Source organism: Streptomyces sp. NPDC031274, assembly GCF_055570235.1.
On sequence record NZ_JBVIHP010000007.1, the window covers coordinates 219263 to 237430 of the forward strand.

The 18168-nt window shown below is 69.6% G+C and carries 14 protein-coding genes; 4 read left to right on the top strand and 10 right to left on the bottom strand.

Annotation, left to right across the window (positions count from 1 at the left end):
- Window positions 1-109: 109 nt before the first annotated feature.
- Window positions 110-1483 (top strand): AI-2E family transporter, encoded by a 1374-nt coding sequence (locus tag ACZ5CR_RS14500; RefSeq protein WP_468857324.1) that lies wholly within the window; start codon window positions 110-112, stop codon window positions 1481-1483.
- Between the two features lie 134 nt (window positions 1484-1617).
- Here ACZ5CR_RS14500 and ACZ5CR_RS14505 read toward each other — a convergent pair whose 3' ends face one another.
- Both ACZ5CR_RS14505 and ACZ5CR_RS14510 read right to left on the bottom strand, forming a co-directional pair.
- On the bottom strand, window positions 1618-2148 hold the full coding sequence (locus ACZ5CR_RS14505; protein WP_468857326.1) for an alkyl hydroperoxide reductase: 531 nt from the start codon (window positions 2146-2148) through the stop codon (window positions 1618-1620).
- Window positions 2149-2163: 15 nt separating this feature from the next.
- The gene (locus tag ACZ5CR_RS14510) at window positions 2164-2718 is read right to left on the bottom strand and encodes a peroxiredoxin (protein ID WP_361181899.1); all 555 of its coding nucleotides are present in this window, start codon (window positions 2716-2718) and stop codon (window positions 2164-2166) included.
- A 173-nt stretch (window positions 2719-2891) separates the two neighbouring features.
- Here ACZ5CR_RS14510 and ACZ5CR_RS14515 point away from each other — a divergent pair, with 173 nt between their 5' ends.
- Window positions 2892-3848 (top strand): LysR substrate-binding domain-containing protein, encoded by a 957-nt coding sequence (locus ACZ5CR_RS14515; protein WP_468857328.1) that lies wholly within the window; start codon window positions 2892-2894, stop codon window positions 3846-3848.
- A 37-nt stretch (window positions 3849-3885) separates the two neighbouring features.
- Here ACZ5CR_RS14515 and ACZ5CR_RS14520 read toward each other — a convergent pair whose 3' ends face one another.
- Genes ACZ5CR_RS14520 through ACZ5CR_RS14530 form a run of 3 tightly spaced genes read right to left on the bottom strand, consistent with a single transcriptional unit; the run spans window position 3886 to window position 7510 of the window.
- On the bottom strand, window positions 3886-6303 hold the full coding sequence (locus ACZ5CR_RS14520) for an FtsX-like permease family protein (RefSeq protein ID WP_468857330.1): 2418 nt from the start codon (window positions 6301-6303) through the stop codon (window positions 3886-3888).
- Window positions 6300-6986: an ABC transporter ATP-binding protein gene (locus ACZ5CR_RS14525; RefSeq protein ID WP_468857332.1), complete on the bottom strand. Its 687-nt coding sequence runs from the start codon at window positions 6984-6986 to the stop codon at window positions 6300-6302. Before ACZ5CR_RS14525 ends, ACZ5CR_RS14520 begins: the two co-directional genes overlap by 4 nt.
- Window positions 6983-7510, bottom strand: coding sequence for a PadR family transcriptional regulator (locus ACZ5CR_RS14530; protein ID WP_389903767.1), 528 nt, complete (start codon window positions 7508-7510; stop codon window positions 6983-6985). The genes ACZ5CR_RS14525 and ACZ5CR_RS14530 overlap by 4 nt, the downstream gene beginning before the upstream one ends.
- A gap of 317 nt (window positions 7511-7827) precedes the next feature.
- Between ACZ5CR_RS14530 and ACZ5CR_RS14535 the strand changes: the two genes are divergently transcribed.
- The gene (locus tag ACZ5CR_RS14535; RefSeq protein ID WP_468857334.1) at window positions 7828-10104 is read left to right on the top strand and encodes a transglycosylase domain-containing protein; all 2277 of its coding nucleotides are present in this window, start codon (window positions 7828-7830) and stop codon (window positions 10102-10104) included.
- A 112-nt stretch (window positions 10105-10216) separates the two neighbouring features.
- Here the strand turns inward: ACZ5CR_RS14535 and ACZ5CR_RS14540 are convergent, their stop codons facing one another.
- The 5 genes from ACZ5CR_RS14540 to ACZ5CR_RS14560 form a co-directional block, all read right to left on the bottom strand.
- A complete protein-coding gene (locus ACZ5CR_RS14540; RefSeq protein ID WP_468857335.1) occupies window positions 10217-12337 on the bottom strand; it encodes a SpoIIE family protein phosphatase in 2121 nt (706 codons plus the stop codon).
- A 55-nt stretch (window positions 12338-12392) separates the two neighbouring features.
- On the bottom strand, window positions 12393-13109 hold the full coding sequence (locus ACZ5CR_RS14545) for a class I SAM-dependent methyltransferase (RefSeq protein ID WP_468857336.1): 717 nt from the start codon (window positions 13107-13109) through the stop codon (window positions 12393-12395).
- Between the two features lie 104 nt (window positions 13110-13213).
- On the bottom strand, window positions 13214-13900 hold the full coding sequence (gene fomD, locus ACZ5CR_RS14550; RefSeq protein WP_468857337.1) for a cytidylyl-2-hydroxypropylphosphonate hydrolase: 687 nt from the start codon (window positions 13898-13900) through the stop codon (window positions 13214-13216).
- Window positions 13901-13993: 93 nt separating this feature from the next.
- Window positions 13994-15415 carry a class II fumarate hydratase gene (locus ACZ5CR_RS14555; RefSeq protein ID WP_468857338.1) on the bottom strand — a complete coding sequence of 474 codons (1422 nt, stop codon included), beginning with the start codon at window positions 15413-15415 and terminating at the stop codon, window positions 13994-13996.
- 141 nt (window positions 15416-15556) lie between these two features.
- Complete coding sequence (locus ACZ5CR_RS14560) at window positions 15557-17233, bottom strand: fumarate hydratase (RefSeq protein WP_468857340.1); 1677 nt, start codon at window positions 17231-17233, stop codon at window positions 15557-15559.
- Window positions 17234-17392: 159 nt separating this feature from the next.
- On the opposite strand from ACZ5CR_RS14560, the gene ACZ5CR_RS14565 reads away from it, so the two are divergent.
- Window positions 17393-18073 (top strand): DUF1707 SHOCT-like domain-containing protein, encoded by a 681-nt coding sequence (locus ACZ5CR_RS14565; protein WP_468857342.1) that lies wholly within the window; start codon window positions 17393-17395, stop codon window positions 18071-18073.
- Window positions 18074-18168: the final 95 nt, after the last annotated feature.

Below are 18168 nucleotides of genomic sequence, written 5' to 3' on the forward strand. Positions count from 1 at the left end.
CCTTCTCAGGCCCCTCACCGTCCTTCGGTGGGGGGTCTTTGCCGTGTACGGTCATTCCGACAACTTCCAGGAGGGAGTGGTGGGGAAAGACGGGGGAAGAGGACGGATCATGTCGCGAGTACCAGAGTGGATCGGCAGGCTCGGCGCCGGGCTGTCCCGGATGGGCGAGCGGATGGGGCAGCAGGACGAGCCCTATCCCGGTCCTGAGGACGGTCCCGGGACGTCGCGGCGGTCGGCCGTCGACGACGCTGCCGCCGCCGAGGGGGACGCGTCCACCGACGCGGAGCAGGAGGAGCAGGTCGTGCCCGCCCCGCCCGCGTACGCGCCGGCCGTATCGGCGCGGCCCGACCCCGTCTCGGCGGTGCCGTGGGGGATGCGGGTGGCCGCCGAGGCAGGCTGGCGTCTTCTCGTACTCGCGGGCACGCTCTGGGTGTTGATGAAGGTCATCACCGCCGTGCAGCTCGTCGTCTTCGCCTTCGTCGCCGCGCTGCTCATCACCGCGATGCTCCAGCCGACCGTGGTCAGGCTCAAGCGGCTCGGGCTGCCGCGGGGACTCGCGACGGCTGTCACGGCCGTATCGGGCTTCGTCATCATGGGGCTGGTCGGCTGGTTCGTCGTCTGGCAGGTCATGGAGAACGCGGACACGCTCTCCAGTCAGGTGCAGAACGGCATCGACGACCTGCGCAACTGGCTGCTCACCAGCCCGTTCCACGTGACCGAGGACCAGATCAACGACATCGCCAAGAGCCTGCGCGAGGCGGTCGGGGCGAACACGGAGGAGCTGACGTCGGCGGGGCTCGAAGGGGTCACCGTGATCGTGGAGGCCATGACCGGCATCCTGCTCGCGATGTTCTCGACGCTGTTCCTGCTGTACGACGGCAAGCGCATCTGGCAGTGGTTCCTGAAGCTGGTCCCGGCGCCCGCGCGGCCCGGTATCGCGGGGGCGGGTCCGCGTGCGTGGCGCACGCTGACGGCCTATGTGCGCGGCACGGTGATAGTGGCTCTGATCGACGCGATCTTCATCGGCCTCGGGATCTACTTCCTCGGGGTGCCGATGGCTGTTCCGCTGGCCGTCTTCATCTTCCTGTTCGCGTTCATCCCGCTGGTGGGTGCGGTGGTCTCGGGCGCGCTCGCCGTGGTGGTCGGCCTGGTGACCCAGGGCGTCTTCACCGGCGTGATGACCCTGGTCGTGGTCCTCGCGGTGCAGCAGATCGAGGGCCACATCCTCCAGCCCTTCATCCTCGGGCGTGCGGTACGGGTGCATCCCCTGGCCGTCGTGCTCTCCGTGGCCGCGGGTGGCCTTGTCGGCGGGATCGGCGGCGCGGTGGTGGCCGTACCGCTGGTGGCCGTGACGAACACGGTGGTGGGTTATCTGCGGGCGTACTCGCGGGAGGCGGCCCTGAAACAGGCGCCGCAGCCGCGCGGGGCGACGGCGGTGGATGTCGCCCCGGTGGATCCGGCTTCCCCGTCGTCGGGCTCGTAGGACGGCGGACCTCTTTCAGCCCGTCCGGCGTTTGAGGACGAACTCGGCGGAGCCGGTGACCGACGGCACGCAAGAGGAACGGCCCCTCCCGGCAACTGCTGGGAGGGGCCGTTCCGTTACCGCTCTGGGGACCGCTACGCGAGGGACTCCTCGGAGTCCAGCGTGACGCCGACCGCCTGGATGACCGCGGCGATCTTGAAGGCTTCCTGGATCGTCTCGCGATCCACGCCCGCCTTGCGGAGCACCTGCTCGTGGGAGTCGAGGCACTGGCCGCAGCCGTTGATCGCGGAGACCGCGAGCGACCACAGCTCGAAGTCGACCTTCTCCACGCCCGGGTTGCCGATGACGTTCATCCGGAGGCCGGCCCGCATCGTCCCGTACTCGGGGTCCGAGAGCAGGTGGCGCGTGCGGTAGAAGACGTTGTTCATCGCCATGACGGCCGCGGCCGACTTGGCGGCGGTGTACGCCTCGGGGGAGAGGTTCGCCTTCGCCTCGGGCTCCAGCTCGCGCAGCACCTTGGTGGAGCGGGAGGCGATCGCGCAGGCGAGCACCGTGCCCCAGAGCTGCTGCTTCGGCAGGTCCGAGTTGCCGATGACCGAGCCGAGGTTCAGCTTCAGGTCCTTGGCGTAGTCCGGTACGGCGGACTTCAGTTCGTCGAGTGCCATGTCAGTAGGCTCCGTTCACTCGCCCGAGAGCAGCGCGACCGGGTCCAGGGTCTCGTCGCCCTGGGTCCAGTTGCAGGGGCACAGCTCGTCCGTCTGGAGGGCGTCGAGGACCCGGAGGACCTCCTTGGGGTTACGGCCCACGGAACCGGCGGTCACCATCGTGAACTGGATCTCGTTGTTCTGGTCGACGATGAAGACGGCGCGCTGGGCGAAGCCGTCCTCGCCCTCGATGCCGAGGTCACGCATGAGCTCGTGCTTCGAGTCGGCCAGCATCGGGAAGGGCAGGTCCGTCAGGTCCGGGTGGTCCTTGCGCCAGGCGTGGTGCACGAACTCGGAGTCGCCGGAGAAGCCGAGGATCTGGGCGTCACGGTCAGCGAACTCTTCGTTCAGCTTGCCGAAGGCGGCGATCTCGGTCGGGCACACGAAGGTGAAGTCCTTGGGCCACGCGAAGACGATCTTCCACTTGCCCTCGTAGGTCTTGTGGTCGATCTGCTGGAACTCCGAGCCCTTCTCCAGCGAGACACAGGCAGTCAGATCGAACTGGGGGAACTTGTCACCGACAGTGAGCACGCGCTCTCCTTGCTGCAAAGAAAATCCCTTTTGGGGAGTTTCCTGGGGGGTTGGACTGGTGTTGATGGTGGCACAGGGTGCATTGATTATGGAAATAGCTAGAGTGGGTCGTGTTGATCGGACCTAGCTATCAGTCCCCGTAGTAAAGGGGACGAGCGAGAAGGAGGAGTGCCGTGGCCACCAGCGCCAAGCCCGCGGTCAAGCGCGGCGCCCGCCAGCCGAGCCTCGCCCAGCTGCGCGCCTTCGCCGCCGTCGCCGAGCACCTGCACTTCCGGGACGCCGCCGCCGCGATCGGCATGAGCCAGCCCGCGCTCTCCGGCGCCGTGTCCGCCCTGGAGGAGACGCTCGGGGTCACCCTGCTTGAGCGTACGACCCGCAAGGTGCTGCTCTCGTCGGCGGGCGAGCGCCTCGCGGTGCGGGCCAGGGCCGTCCTTGAGGAGGTCGGGGCGCTGATGGAGGAGGCCGACGCGGTGCGCGCCCCGTTCACCGGAGCGCTGCGGCTCGGCGTGATCCCGACCGTGGCGCCCTATCTGCTGCCCACGTTCATCGGGCTCGTCCACGAGAAGTACCCGGACCTCGATCTCCAGGTGCACGAGGAGCAGACCTCGTCGCTGATCGAGGGGCTCGGCGCGGGGCGGCTCGATCTGCTGCTGCTCGCCGTGCCGCTCGGCGTGCCGGGGGTCACCGAAATGCCGCTGTTCGACGAGGACTTCGTGCTCGTCACGCCCCTCGACCACTGGCTCGGCGGACGCGAGGGGATCCCGCGCGACGCCCTGCGCGAGCTGAACCTGCTGCTCCTCGACGAAGGGCACTGCCTGCGCGACCAGGCCCTGGACATCTGCCGGGAGGCCGGGCGCGCGGACGCCCCGGTGACCACGACCGCCGCCGGGCTCTCCACCCTCGTACAGCTGGTGGCCGGCGGGCTCGGCGTGACGCTGCTTCCGCGCACCGCGGTCCGCGTCGAGACCAGCCGCAGCAACCAGCTGCTCACCGGGTACTTCGCCGATCCGGCACCGACCCGGCGCATCGCCCTCGCGATGCGTACGGGGGCCGCGCGTGCGGCGGAGTACGAGACGCTCGCCGCCGCCCTGAGGGGGGCCGTGAAGCCGTTGCCGGTGCGGGTGTTGTGACCCCGCACCGGCAACGCCCCGCCCTCGCTTGAGGGAGTTACTCCGTCCGCAGGCCGTCCGGGCGCATCATGCGCCACAGCGGCGGCAGGCTGAGCAGCGTCACGACCGCGACGAGCACGGCCCCGGCGCCGGTCAGGGGCAGGAAGAGCCACCAGTCCTCGACCGATTTCTCGATCATGCGGACCATGACGAACCCGAGACCGAGGCCGCCCGCGACGGCGAGGCCGAGGCCGATCGCCACCGGGATCGCCGTCTGCCACAGGACCGACCACGCCATCGACGAGCGGCGCGTGCCGAACGCGGTGAGGGCGGCCAACAGGCGCTTCCGCTCGCGCAGTTGCTCCAGCATCGACACCAGCATGGACGCCGCGATGAGGACCATCGTCGCCATCGCGCCGATCTGCAGACCGGTCTGGATGGAGGCGTACTGCTTGTCCCGCTCGACCGCGCGCAGCGTCATCACGTCGAGGAACGGGTCGATGCGGGCCGCGGTGTTGCGGATGTACTCCTCGTTGTCCTGCACGTCCGGATCGACCTGGATCATGGCGTTCGTGGAGGCGTTGACCATCTTGGACGGGGAGACCGCGCCGGGGGTGGCGAAGATGCCGTTGTGCACGTCGCCGCCCGGGTCGGGGCGGGCCTTGACCGTGCGGGAATCGGCGGGCAGCGTCCACGGGACGTGCTTGAGGCCGGGTTCGTCCCAGCTGTCGGAGTTCAGCTCGATGGGCTTGCCGGGGCGGGCCGTCTCGTCGACCCACTTGTTCATATCGGCGTCCCCGGTGTGCACGACGAACGTGTCGCCGTCCTCGCACGAGTCGATCCGGGCCAGCTCGCGCAGGTTCGCGCACGTGCCGACCGTCAGTTCCGCGGTGGGCCTGATGTCGTCGGCGTTCTTCAGCTCGCCCGGCTTCACGACGTACGAGACGACCGTGCCGATGACGTTCTTGACGCCCTTGGTGGTACGGAACTTGTCGATCATCTGCTGGGCGAGGTCGCCGTTTCCGACGTCCGCGCGCACCTGGAGCTTGGCCCGGCCGGGGTCGTTGTCCGTCACCCGGTCGAAGTCGTTGTGCATGGAGCCGAACATCATCTGCAGGGCGATGGCGCCCGCCACCGCGACCGTGATGCCGCTGACCGCGCGGGCCGCCGTGCCGCTGCTCAACTGGAGCCTGCGGGTGGCCAGCTGCCAGGGCACGGGGCCGCCGCGCAGCCGGGCCACGGCCGCTTCGACGAGCCAGGGGAGCAGCGCGGCAAGGCCGATCAGGGTGAGCGTCGCGCCCAGGCCGATGGCGTAGACCGGCGGGGTCACGTCGCCCGCGAGGCGGCCCGAGGCCAGCAGGATGCCGATGCCGGCCACCGGCATCAGGACGCGCCACCAGATCCGGCGCTTACGGGGCTTCGCGCTGCGGAAGACGCCGAGGGGCTCGATGGAGACGGCACGCAGCGAGACCAGCGTGACCACGAAGGCGGTGAGCGGGACGGCCAGCAGGACGAGCACCGCGAGGCCGGGCACCGGCGTCACGTCGGTGGCGAAAGCGCTGACCTTCCACACGTCGAACACGCCGAGCAGCTCGCGCAGGCCCAGGAAGGCGACGCCGCCGAAGGCAAGGCCGAGCAGCGCGCCGCACAGGGCCTCGCCCGCCGCGATCCTGCGCACCGCATGTGCGTCCGCGCCGACAAGGCGCAGCGCGGCGAGCCGCTTGTCCCGCCGGTCGCCGCCGAAGCGGACCGCCGTGCCGATGAAGATGACCACGGGAGTCAGCAGCACCACGCAGCCCAGGACGACAAGGACGATGAGGATCGGATCCAGCGGCTTCGGGGGCTCCTTGTAGCCGAACTGCGCGACACGGTGGCCGCCCTTGGCCTGGGTGAGCGCGTCGGAACCGGCGTAGAAGTAGAGCTCCTGGGGGTGGACGAGGCCCGCGTCACCGATGGTGCCCGTGATGCGGTACCGGTCGAGGCGCTCCTTGAGGAGCTTGCCCTCGGAGCTGTTCAGGAGGTCGAGCAGGGCGGGCGAGACGACCATCTCGCCGTCCGCGGGCAGCTTCTTCAGGCCGGGCGGCAGGACGGGGTGCTCGCCCTCGGCGCGCACCGTACGGCCTGCCACCGTCGAGTCGCGGAAGTCGGTGTCGGCGGTGCGCGAGAGGACGCTGGAGTCGGAGCGCTCCTTCTTCTTGCCGTCGAACTGGCCCCAGTCCGAGCGGGCCACCGAGCGGTCCTCCCGGCTCTGGAGCAGATTCGGCACGGAGGCCGCGCCGAGCAGCAGCGCCACACCGAGGCCGACGCCGACCGCAGTCAGGATCGTGCGGGCCCAGCCCGCACGGCCGCCGCCGACGGCGAACCGTATGCCCATCACGAGATCGCGGACCCAGGCACGGACGCCCGTCGGCGCGGTGTGCTCGGGGAGCGGCGCCGGAGGCCCCGTACGGGCCTTGGCGTGGGTGTCGAGGCTCATACGGCCCGCTCCATGTCCCGCGACTTGCCGTCGCGCACGACGATCTCGCGGTCGGAGTAGGCGGCGACCCGCGTCTCGTGCGTGACCAGGACCACGGCCGCGTTCGTCGAGCGTGCGGCGTCGGTGAGCAGCTCCATCACGCGCTCGCCGTTGAGCGAGTCGAGCGCGCCGGTCGGCTCGTCGGCGAAGAGGACGCGCGGGCTTGTGGCGAGCGCGCGGGCCACGGCGACGCGCTGCCCCTGACCGCCGGAGACCTCGCCGGGCCGCTTGGCGGCGACGTCCTCGACCTCCAGGCGCTCCATCCAGGTACGGGCGGTCGCTTCGGCGTCCTTGCGCTTGGCGCCGTTGAGCCGCAGCGGAAGCGCGACGTTCTCCACGCACGTCAGCTCGGGGACCAGCTGCCCGAACTGGAAGACGAACCCGAACTCGCTGCGGCGCAGGGCGCTCAGCGCGGCGTCCGGCAGACCCGTGAGCTCGCGGCCGTTGTACGTGATGGAGCCCGAGTCGGGCTTGACGATCCCCGCGAGGCAGTGCAGGAGCGTTGACTTGCCGGAGCCGGACGGGCCCATGACGGCGACGACCTCTCCGGGATGGATGGAGAACCCGGCGTCGTCGAGCGCGGTCGTCGGACCGTACGTCTTGCGAAGGCCTGAGGCGGTGAGGAGGGAACCTGCGGGGGTCATGCGGAGCGCACCTCCAGGGCGAGCTTGCCGAGGCGTGCGGCGGCCAGCTCGAGCCAGCGCAGATCGGCTTCGAGGTGGAAGAGCGCGTGGTCGCAGATCAGCTGGTCGGCGAGGTCACCCTTGCGCTTGCGGTCGGTGAGGATGCGCATCAGGCGCAGGTGTTCGGCGCGCTGGGCGTCGAGCATCTCCGAGGCGTCGCGCTCGGTGAGCAGCGCGAGGACGACCTTCGTGTAGAGGGTCGACTGGAGGTAGGGCTCGGGCTTCTCCGGGGTGGCGAGCCACTGCTCGACATCGGTGATGCCGGCTTCGGTGATCGCGTACCGCTTGCGCTCGGGACCGCCCTCCGTCTCTACGCCGTCGACCTCGACGAGGCCGTTCTTCAGGAGGCGGGACATGGTCGAGTAGACCTGCCCGTAGTGCAGGGGTTTGTCGTGACCGAACTTCTCGTCGAAGGTGCGCTTGAGGTCGTAGCCGTGACGCGGGCCGGACTCAAGGAGGCCGAGGAGGGTGTGACCGATGGACATGCGGAGCACTCTACACGGTGTGTATACGTGCCATGTATACCCCCAGTGCAGAGCCAGCGGTTCGGGAAGGTGGGCAACCTTCTGGGCCCCAGGATCGTCGATCTACTGGGAGCAATCACCGGTTCCTGTGGGGCAGGTGCTGATTGTCACGTCCGGAAAAGGCCGGATCGACCGTCCTTTGTCCCCAGGTGCGGTGTTAGCTTCTTGAGCTGACTTGCCGGTCATATGGTCGGCCGACTGTCCGTTCCGTTGTACGGGCGACACCGCGCAACGGCATACGGACACGCGAACGAGACGGAAGCGGAGCACACACACTCATGGGCCGAGCGGAAGAGCGACAGGCGCGGCAGCGCGGTGCGCGCCGGGCAGCGCGCAAGCGCCCCGCCGGTGACGGCAAACCCAAGCGCAAGGGCATACGCCGCTTCTTCACGCTGAAGAAGATCCTGGGTACGTTCTTCGGGCTCTGCCTGCTCGGCATGCTCGGCTTCGTCGTCCTCTACATGATGGTCGAGGTGCCTGAGGGCAACGCCGCGGCCAAGCTCCAGAGCAACGTCTACAAGTACAAGGACGGCAAGGTCATCGCCAGGACCGGCGAGCTGAACCGCGAGGTCGTCGACCTGGACAAGGTCCCCAAGGACGTACAGCGGACCTTCGTGGCCGCCGAGAACAAGTCCTTCTACAAGGACAAGGGCGTCGACTTCAAGGGCACGGCCCGCGGCCTGCTCAACACGGTCACCGGCAAGGGCAAGCAGGGCGGCTCGACGATCACCCAGCAGTACGTCAAGAACTACTACTTGACGCAGGACCAGACGGTGACCCGAAAGTTCAGGGAACTGGTCATCTCGCTGAAGGTGGACCAGAACAAGAGCAAGGACGACATCCTCGCCGGGTACATCAACACCAGCTACTACGGCCGCGGCGCCTACGGTATCCAGGCCGCCGCCCAGGCGTACTACGGCGTGGACGCCGAGGAGCTTGACGTCACGCAGGGCGCCTATCTCGCCGCCCTCCTCCAGGCCCCCAGCCAGTACGACTGGACCTCCGCCACGGACGCCAGCAAGAAGCTGGTCGAGGCGCGCTGGAACTACGTGCTCGACAACATGGTCGAGGAGGGCTGGCTGCCCGCGAGCGAGCGCGAAGGCCTGAAGTTCGACAAGCCGCAGTCGCCCAAGGCCGCTCCGGGCCTTGAGGGCCAGACCGGCTACCTCGTGAAGGAGGCCAAGGCCGAGGTCATGAAGGCCGGTCACCTCAGCGAGGAGCAGTTCGACGCGGGTGGCTATTCGATCACGCTCAACATCGACGAGAAGAAGCAGAAGCAGCTCGAGAAGGCCGTCGACAAGAAGCTGAACGACAAGCTCGATCCCGACAAGAGCAAGGCCGACGCCCGGGTGCAGGCGGGCGCCGCGTCCGTCGACCCCAAGACCGGCAAGGTCCTTGCGATGTACGGCGGCAAGGACTACGTGAAGCACTTCACGAACAACGCCACCCGGCGCGACTACCAGCCCGCCTCCACCTTCAAGCCGCTGATCCTGGCCGCCGCCCTGGAGAAGAGCGCCACGAACCAGTCCGGCCAGCCGATCACGGCGAACACGATCTACGACGGCACCAGCAAGCGCCCCGTCAAGGGCAGCGACGTCGGCTTCGCCCCGCCGAACGAGGACGACAAGAGCTACGGCCCGGTCACCGTCCAGAAGGCGATGAACAAGTCCATCAACTCCGTCTTCGCGCAGATGGGCGTGGACGTCGGCATGGACGAGGTACTGGCGACCGCGGGCGACCTCGGCATGAACGTCGAGGATCTGCCCGCCGTGCCCGCCCAGACCCTGGGCACCATGGGCGCGAGCCCGCTGGAGATGGCGGGCGTCTACGCCACGCTCGACAACCACGGCAAGAAGGTCACCCCCGCTGTCGTCGCCTCCGTCGAGCACAAGGACCGCACGATCGACCTGCCCGACCCGATCGGCGAACAGGCCGTCAGTCGCGGCACCGCGGACTCGCTCACCTCGGTCCTGACCGGCGTGGTCGACGACGGTACGGGCAGCGCGGTGCGCAGCCCCGTTCAGGACGTGGCGGGCAAGACCGGTACGTCCGACGACAACAAGTCGGCCTGGTTCACCGGCTACACACCGAAGCTCGTCACCTCCGTCGGCCTCTTCGGCGAGGGCGCCGCGGGCACGGCCGAGGAGAGCAAGCAGGTCTCCATGAAGGGTGCGGGCGGTCTGCCGCGCGTCGACGGCGGCAGCTTCCCGGCGCAGATCTGGGCGGCGTACACCTTCAAGGCGATGGGCTCGCCCAGCGAGTTCGACCTGGACACGTCCATGGGCGCGGCCATCGCGCCGCCCCCGGACCCGACGACGAGCGCCCCGGACGAACCGACGGACGAGCCCTCGGACACGCAGGACCCGACGACGAAGCCGCCGTCCGACGACCCGACCACGGACAAGCCGACGGACAAGCCGACGACGGACGAGCCCACGGACGACCCGACGACGGACGACCCGACGGACCCGACGGACGAGCCGGACCCGAGCGACACCATCGAGATCCCGGAGAACCCGAACGGGAACGGGAACGGGCGGCCGGGCAGGGACTGACGGCCACAGCCGCACGGCACGGCGAAGGGGCCCACAAGCAGCAGTTGCTTGTGGGCCCCTTCGCCGTGCCGTGCTCCGGGCTCGGCGTGAACCGTCCGGGACCAGCTGTGGTTCAGCTGTGGTTCGAGCTGTGGTTCAGCTCGAACCAGACCACCTTGCCGGTGCTCAGGCGCGTCGCGCCCCACCGCCGGGCCAGCTTGTTCACCAGATAGAGCCCGCGTCCGCCCTCGTCCGTGGCCCGCGCCTGCCTCAGCCGCGGAAGCTGCGGCACCTCGTCCCCGACCTCGCAGCGCAGGACGTCCGTACGCAGCAGACGCAGGGTCACCGGACGGGACGCGTACCGTACGGCGTTCGTCACGACCTCGCTGACCAGGAGCTCCAGGGAGTCGGTCAGCTCCTGCAGGCCCCAGCGCTCCAGGGCGCTGCGGGCCAGGCGCCGGGCACGGGCGGGCGTGGCGTCCTCCGGCTCCAGGTACCAGTACGCGACGTCGCTCGGCGCGATCCCGTCGAAGCGGGCGGCGAGCAGCGCGATGTCGTCGTCCCGGTCGCCGGGGCCGAGCATGTCGAGCACGTCGTCGCAGAGGGCTTCCAGGGGCGGCGGATGGTCAGGGCCCGTCAACTGGGCGGTCGCCGCGAGCCGCTCGCGCAGCTGCTCTATGCCCGTCCACACGTCACGCAGCCGGGACTCGACCAGGCCGTCGGTGTAGAGCAGCAGGGTGGCACCCGCGGGCGCGTCCAGCTCCACGGCCTCGAAGTCGACGCCGCCCACGCCGATGGGGGCGCCCGGCGGCACCCGCAGGACCTCCGCACGGCCTCCCAGGTGCAGCAGGACGGGCGGCGGGTGGCCGGCGTTGGCGATGGTGATGCGGTGGGCGACCGGGTCGTAGACCGCGTAGAGGCAGGTGGCCATCCGGTCCGAGCCGAGCCGCTGGGCCTGCTCGTCCAGGTGGTGCAGGACCTCCTGGGGCGGCAGGTCGAGCCCGGCCAGGGTCTGGGCGGTCGTCCGCAGCTGGCCCATGATCGCGGCCGAGGTCATGGAGTGCCCCATGACGTCGCCCACGACGAGCGCGACGCGGCTGCCGGGCAGCGGGATCGCGTCGTACCAGTCGCCGCCGACGCGGGCGGTCTCGGCGGCCGGGAGGTAGCGGGACGCCAGGCGGACGCCGGTCGGGCGCGGCAGGGTCTCGGGGAGCATCGTGCGCTGGAGCTCGTCGGCGATGTACGCCTCGCGGCCGTAGAGCACGGCCTTGTCGATGCCGAGCGCGCTGTGCGTGGCCAGCTGGGCGGCGACCAGGAGGTCGTCGTTCTCGAACGCGGGCCGGTCGGGGCGGCGCAGGAACACCGCGGCGCCGATCACCCGGCGCCTGCCCCGCAGCGGGGCGAGGATCGTCCGCTGCCCGGCAGGCGCGCTGCGGCCGTCGCCGAGCAGTTCGGGGAGTGCGGCGCGGGCCGCGGGGCCGTCGGCGAAGACGGGGCGGACGCCGCGCAGGACCTCGGCGAGGGCGCCGCCGGGGTTCACCTCGCACAGCTCGGCGGTCGTCACGAGGTCGCTCTGCACCTGGAGGGCGGGCAGGGTGCCGCCGTCGGTGTCGGGCTCCTCGACGGCCCCTTCCTCGATCGAGCGCAGCCGGTCGGTACGGCGCAGACGCAGGACGAGGGTGCCGCTCGGCCGCTCCTCGCCGACCGGCAGCGGGTCGCGGAGGTAGACCAGTATCGCGTCGGAGAACGTCGGCACCGTGGCCCGGCACAGGCCCATCACGATCTCGTCCAGGTCGATGCCGCGTGCGATGCGCCGGGTCGCGGCACCCACGAAGCGCAGCCGGTCGCCGTCGCGTCGCATCGCCGCCGGTCCTGAGCCCGGCGGCCGTGGCTGTCCCGTACGCCGCTCCTCACCGCCCGGGGCGCCCGCGGGGGCGCCGTCAAGGATGTCCTGCCCTTCGCCCTGTCCGGCCGCCGGATCGTGGCCTGGGCGTGCGGGCACGCCTTCGGGGGCGGGGCGCGGCCGGTGCGGGTCGGGCTGCTGGCCCGATGGACCCGGCGACTGGGAGTGCTCGTCGCTGGGTCCTGCGGCCGGGTCGCCCGTCCGGGCCTGAGCCTGTGCGGGGAAAGCGGCCGTGCCCTGGGCGTCCCGCGCCTTTCGGGCGCGCGCAAGGGCCCCGCGGGGATCCGCGGGGGCTGCGGGCCGGGCAGCTCGGGGCTGTCGGCCCTCGTCGGGGATGGAATGCTCCGTCACGCGTTTCGAATCCGTCCGTCCGGGGCTGCGCCTTGGTGTCCGGTGGCTACTTTGGTCAGCCGCGTCGGCAGTGCAGGAAAAGCTGGTGCTCGGGTGGTACGCCGGTACTCGCCGGGGCGTAGGAGTACGTTTCCTCGTCGATGATGTCGAAGCCCGCGTCACGTACGACCTGCCGCAGTTCGTCCCGCAGGTAACCGGATACCCGGATTGTGTGACCCAGGAACGGAATTCTCGTGTCGTCCAGGTCGGCCTCGACCATGGACAGCGCGAGCAGGCCACCGGGGCGCAGCAGTCCGTGCAGCAGCCGCAGAGCGTACGGGATCTCGGCGCGCGGCAGCATCAAGAGCGCGAAGAAAGCCGTGATCCCGTCGAACCGGCCGACCCCGCCGGGCCCTTCGGCCCGCAGTTCCGCCACGTCGAGCATGCGGAACTCGGCGTTGTCAGCCGGAACGTTCTTCCTGGCGAGATCGAGCATGCCGGACGAGAGATCGACGCCAAGGACGAAGTGTCCGGCGTCCGTGAGCTGACGGGCGGTCGGAAGCCCGGTGCCGCATCCCACGTCGAGAACCCTCGCCCCGGGCGGCAGCGCGTCGGCGAGCCTGCGCCCGGCGGCCAGTTGGCCGTCCTTGTGCGGGAAGGCGTCGTCGTAGTGCTGTCCGATGGCGTCGAAGGCTTCGGCCTGCCCCTTCCGGTCGGGCAGTACGCCGGGTGGCCCGCCGTAACTGTCGACCTCGCTCGCCTCGCTCACGTTCTGCCGCCCCCTCGATGACATCCTGTCAGGCAACGCGCAAGCTCAGGGAGTTGCTGCTGAGTTGCTGCTGTGCGCCCTTGCGGAGGACGATCCTACGTTTGAACCATGGGGGCGCATCAAGGGTCTCATGACGTCACATGTGAAGGCGTGCGGTCCCAGTCGTCCGGAAGGAGTGGAATCGTCCAGTCCGGATCGGGGCGCCAGTGCTGCCAGTTGTCCGAAAAAGGCAGCCCCCAGGAACGGATCACCTCTATGGCCGCATGCCCGGCGGCCCGTACTTCACGCGCTTTTCCCGGTTCCATGAGGCCGGCACGCTGGGCCTGGACGAACTCGTCCTCGTCGTGCCACTGCCAGGTCCGGTCCGGCCTTACGGAGATGTCCAGAAAGTGATCCTCGGAATCGATGCCCCCGGCCCACCGGGTGCGCGGCTCCTCCAGATTCACGTACCAGTTCTTGAACTGCCATCCCGGGTCCCAGAACAGCCACACCGACCACGGCTCGGCGGGCCGGGCCAACTTCAGTACGCCGGTGCCGAACCAGTGGTCCCTGCGCAGGGCGCGGGGCCTGGTGTACCGGGTGGCGAGGGGCTCGTGGTGAACGGGAGTGCCGTCGGCGATAACGGGTTTCACGCACTCCGTCCCGGGGGCCATCCACGCGGCGAAGAGCTCTTCGGTGTCCTGCACGACCGTGACGGGACGGCAGATGTGAATTCCGTTCCCGGCGTTCTCCTTGTACCGCCACAGCACATGGGAGCCGGGGGCCCAGCGTGCTGCCTCGCTGCTCGTCGTTGGCGGCGTGGTGAGGTCTGTCATGCAGAGATATTAGTCGGCGTATGGGCAGGTTCCTCAGAACCTGCCCATACGTAAAGGAAATCGCCCTACGGCCGTGTTTGCCCCAAGGGCGCGTCACTTTCCTTCCGGACGCGTCATCCGCAGCACGTCCAACGCCTCGTCGAGCTGGGTCAGCGTGAGGTCGCCCCGCTCGACGTACCCGCCTTCGAGCACGACCTCCCGGATGGTCTTCCGGTCGGCCAGCGACTTCTTGGCGACCTTCGCCGCCTCCTCGTATCCGATGTACTTGTTCAGCGGAGTGACGACAGAGGGCGAGGACTCGGCGTACTCACGGGCCCGCTCGGCATTCGCGGTGACTCCGTCCACCGTCCTGTCGGCGAGGAGCCGCGAGACATTGGCGAGGAGCCGCACGGACTCCAGGACGTTCTTGGCGATGACCGGCAGCATCACGTTCAGCTCGAAGTTCCCCGCGGCGCCCGCGGCGGCCACCGTCGCGTCATTGCCGGTGACTTGCGCGGCGACCATCAGCACCGCCTCCGGAATGACCGGGTTCACCTTTCCCGGCATGATCGAGGAACCGGGCTGCAGATCGGGCAGGTTGATCTCGGCGAGCCCGGTCCGCGGCCCCGAGGCCATCCAGCGCAGATCGTTGGCGATCTTCGTGAGGCCGACGCCGATCGTCCGCAGCTGCCCGCTGGTCTCGACGATGCCGTCCCGCGCGCCCTGGGCCTCGAAGTGGTCGCGTGCCTCGGTCAGCGCCAGTCCCGTGGCCCGCGCCACCTCGTCGATCACGGCCGCCGAGAACCCGGGCGGAGTGTTGATCCCGGTGCCCACCGCCGTACCGCCGAGCGGCAGTTCGGCGAGGCGCGGCAGCGAGGACCGCAGCCGCTCCACGCCGTAGCGCACCTGCGCCGCGTATCCGCCGAACTCCTGGCCGAGCGTGACGGGCGTCGCGTCCATCAGATGCGTACGGCCGGACTTCACGACGTCGGCGAACTCCTCCGCCTTGCGCTCCAGTGCGGTCGCCAGATGTTCGAGCGCGGGGATCAGGTCCTGTGTCACGGCGCCCGTGGCCGCGATGTGGATCGAGGAGGGGAAGACGTCGTTCGACGACTGGGAGGCGTTCACGTGGTCGTTCGGGTGGACGTCGCGGCCAAGACGCTCCGTGGCCAGCGTCGCGAGCACTTCGTTCGTGTTCATGTTGGACGACGTGCCGGAGCCCGTCTGGAAGACGTCCACGGGGAAGTGCTCGTCCCAGCGTCCTTCGACGACCTCGCCCGCCGCGTCGGCGATCGCGTCCGCCACGTCCTTGTCGAGCACCCCGAGATCCGCGTTGACCTTCGCGGCCGCCGCCTTGATCCGGGCGAGCGCGGCGATGTGCGCGCGCTCGATGCGCTGCCCGGAGACGGGGAAGTTCTCCACCGCCCGCTGCGTCTGAGCCCGCCATTTCGCGTGGGCGGGGACCCGTACCTCGCCCATGGAGTCGTGCTCGATCCGGTACTCACCGCTTGTGCTTGCGCTGGCGTCGCTGGTCATGCCTCGAACCTACTCCAGGGTTCGCCCGACGACACGGAGGAGCCCTCTGCGCGCAGGGGGCTCCTCCGTTGTGTGTGGGCAGGGGGCTCCTCCGTGGTGCACAGAGGGCTTCCGCTGTGCACAGAGGGGCTGCTGTGCCCGCTACGCCAGGCCGGGTCCGCGGACCGGGATGTGCGTGAACGTCGGCTCCGGAGCCGGGTCCTGGAAGAAGTCGTTGCCCTTGTCGTCGACCACGATGAAGGCCGGGAAGTCCTCGACCTCGATCTTCCACACGGCTTCCATGCCGAGCTCCTCGTACTCGACGACCTCGACCTTCTTGATGCAGTCCTGGGCGAGGCGGGCGGCAGGGCCGCCGATCGAGCCCAGGTAGAAGCCGCCGTGCGCGTCGCAGGCGTCGGTGACCTGTTTGGAGCGGTTGCCCTTGGCGAGCATGACCTTCGAGCCGCCCGCCGCCTGGAACTGCTCCACGTAGGAGTCCATCCGGCCCGCCGTCGTCGGGCCGAAGGAGCCGGATGCGTAGCCCTCGGGGGTCTTGGCGGGGCCCGCGTAGTAGACCGGGTGGTCCTTCAGGTACTGCGGCATCTCCTCGCCCGCGTCGAGCCGCTCCTTGATCTTGGCGTGCGCGATGTCGCGGGCCACGACAAGCGGGCCGTTGAGCGAGAGGCGGGTCTTCACCGGGTGCTTGGTGAGCTCGGCGAGGATCGCGTCCATGGGCTGGTTGAGGTCGATCTTGACGACGTCGGAGGCCGCGGCGTCCTCGTTGAGGGTCTCGTCCGTCGTGTCCGGCAGGAAGCGCGCAGGGTCCCTCTCCAGCTGCTCCAGGAAGACGCCCTCGGCGGTGATCTTCGCGGTGGCCTGGCGGTCGGCCGAGCAGGAGACGGCGATCGCGACGGGCAGCGAGGCGCCGTGGCGCGGCAGGCGCACCACGCGCACGTCGTGGCAGAAGTACTTGCCGCCGAACTGCGCGCCGATGCCGATCTTCTGCGTCAGCTCGAAGACCTTCTCCTCGAGAGCCTGGTCGCGGAAGCCGTGCCCGGTCGGGGAGCCTGAAGCGGGCAGCTCGTCCAGGTAGTGCGCCGAGGCGTACTTCGCGGTCTTCAGGGCGAACTCGGCGCTGGTGCCGCCGACGACGATCGCCAGGTGGTACGGCGGGCAGGCGGACGTGCCCAGGGAGCGGATCTTCTCCTCCAGGAACTTCATCATGGAGGCCTCGTTCAGGACGGCCTTCGTCTCCTGGTAGAGGAACGACTTGTTGGCGGAGCCGCCGCCCTTGGCCATGAAGAGGAACTTGTAGGCGCCGCCGTCGGTCGCGTACAGCTCGACCTGGGCCGGGAGGTTGGAGCCGGTGTTCTTCTCCTCCCACATGTTCAGCGGGGCCATCTGGGAGTAGCGCAGGTTCAGCTTCGTGTACGCGTCGTAGATGCCGTGCGAGAGCGCCTTCTCGTCCTCACCTTCGGTGAGGACGTTCTGTCCGCGCTTGCCCATGACGATGGCCGTGCCGGTGTCCTGGCACATGGGGAGCACGCCCGCGGCCGCGATGTTCGCGTTCTTCAGGAGGTCGAGCGCGACGAACTTGTCGTTGCCGGAGGCCTCCGGGTCGTCGACGATGCGGCGCAGCTGGGCCAGGTGCGCGGGCCGCAGATAGTGCTGGATGTCGTGGATCGCCTCGGCGGCGAGGGTGCGCAGCGCCTCTGGATCGACCTTGAGGAACGTCCGCCCGTCGGCCTCGAAAGTGGAGACACCCTCGGAGGTCACCAGCCGGTACGGCGTGGTGTCCTCTCCCAGGGGGAGCAGATCGGAGTACTCGAACTCTGGCATTTACGGCCATTCCTCACTCGGCAGACGGCGGCGCGGCCTCCATTGGCGACGCGCCAACCAGCGTAGAACGCGCGAAGCGGACCGAGCCTGTGAGGTAAGGCTCAGTAGGGCGGGTCAGGGGGTAGTCGCGATCTATCGCGTTTGGGTACGCTGAGTGGTGTGGACCTAGAAAAGCGCCCTCAGCAGACCCACCCGGAACCGCGGCCCGCAGGCCTGCGCGCGTCGGACGCCGACCGGGACCGCACGGCGGACATCCTCCGTGAGGCCCTCGCCGAGGGCCGTCTGACCGCCGAGGAGCACAGCGAGCGGATCGACGGGGTCTATCGCGCCAAGACCATGGGTGAACTGGCGCCGCTGGTCAGCGACTTGCCCGCGGCGAGCGGTGCGGCCCGCACGACAGCGGCGCCCGAGCCCGCCCCCTCCCGGCCGTCGGACGGCGTGGTGCCCCCGGTCGCCGACGAGAACCTGGTCGCGGTCTTCAGCAGCTCCGTCCGCAAGGGCCGCTGGCGCGTGGGCCGCCGCACGCACGCGTACGCGATCTTCGGCAACGTGGAGATCGACCTCAGCGAGGCCATCTTCGAGCAGCAGCAGGTCGTCATCAAGGCGATCTCCGTCTTCGGCAACGTGGAGATCCGCGTCCCGGAGAACGTCTCGCTGCGGGGCAGCGGCACCGGCGTGCTCGGCAACTTCGAGGTGGACATGCTCGATTCGGCCGAGCGGGACGCCCCGGTGGTCTACGTCGACGGCTACGCGGTCCTGGGCAACATCGAGGCGAAGCCCAAGCGGGGAAAGCTCGTCCGGGACCTGCACAAGCAGCTGCGCAAGCATCTCGGTCACTGATCGGTCTTCGAGCTGAGGGGTGCACTCAGGGGGCGCATTCGGCCGCGGAATCGAGACACGCGTCGCGCCGCTGATGGCGCGAACTTCCGTACATC

What these genes read in the sequence shown, in the direction of transcription:
- ACZ5CR_RS14500 (WP_468857324.1), top strand. Translation starts at nt 110, where the DNA reads ATGTCGCGAGTACCAGAGTGGATCGGCAGGCTCGGCGCCGGGCTGTCC.
- ACZ5CR_RS14505 (WP_468857326.1), bottom strand. Translation starts at nt 2,148, where the DNA reads ATGGCACTCGACGAACTGAAGTCCGCCGTACCGGACTACGCCAAGGAC.
- ACZ5CR_RS14520 (WP_468857330.1), bottom strand. Translation starts at nt 6,303, where the DNA reads ATGAGCCTCGACACCCACGCCAAGGCCCGTACGGGGCCTCCGGCGCCG.
- ACZ5CR_RS14525 (WP_468857332.1), bottom strand. Translation starts at nt 6,986, where the DNA reads ATGACCCCCGCAGGTTCCCTCCTCACCGCCTCAGGCCTTCGCAAGACG.
- ACZ5CR_RS14530 (WP_389903767.1), bottom strand. Translation starts at nt 7,510, where the DNA reads ATGTCCATCGGTCACACCCTCCTCGGCCTCCTTGAGTCCGGCCCGCGT.
- ACZ5CR_RS14535 (WP_468857334.1), top strand. Translation starts at nt 7,828, where the DNA reads ATGGGCCGAGCGGAAGAGCGACAGGCGCGGCAGCGCGGTGCGCGCCGG.
- ACZ5CR_RS14545 (WP_468857336.1), bottom strand. Translation starts at nt 13,109, where the DNA reads ATGTCATCGAGGGGGCGGCAGAACGTGAGCGAGGCGAGCGAGGTCGAC.
- fomD (WP_468857337.1), bottom strand. Translation starts at nt 13,900, where the DNA reads ATGACAGACCTCACCACGCCGCCAACGACGAGCAGCGAGGCAGCACGC.
- ACZ5CR_RS14555 (WP_468857338.1), bottom strand. Translation starts at nt 15,415, where the DNA reads ATGACCAGCGACGCCAGCGCAAGCACAAGCGGTGAGTACCGGATCGAG.
- ACZ5CR_RS14560 (WP_468857340.1), bottom strand. Translation starts at nt 17,233, where the DNA reads ATGCCAGAGTTCGAGTACTCCGATCTGCTCCCCCTGGGAGAGGACACC.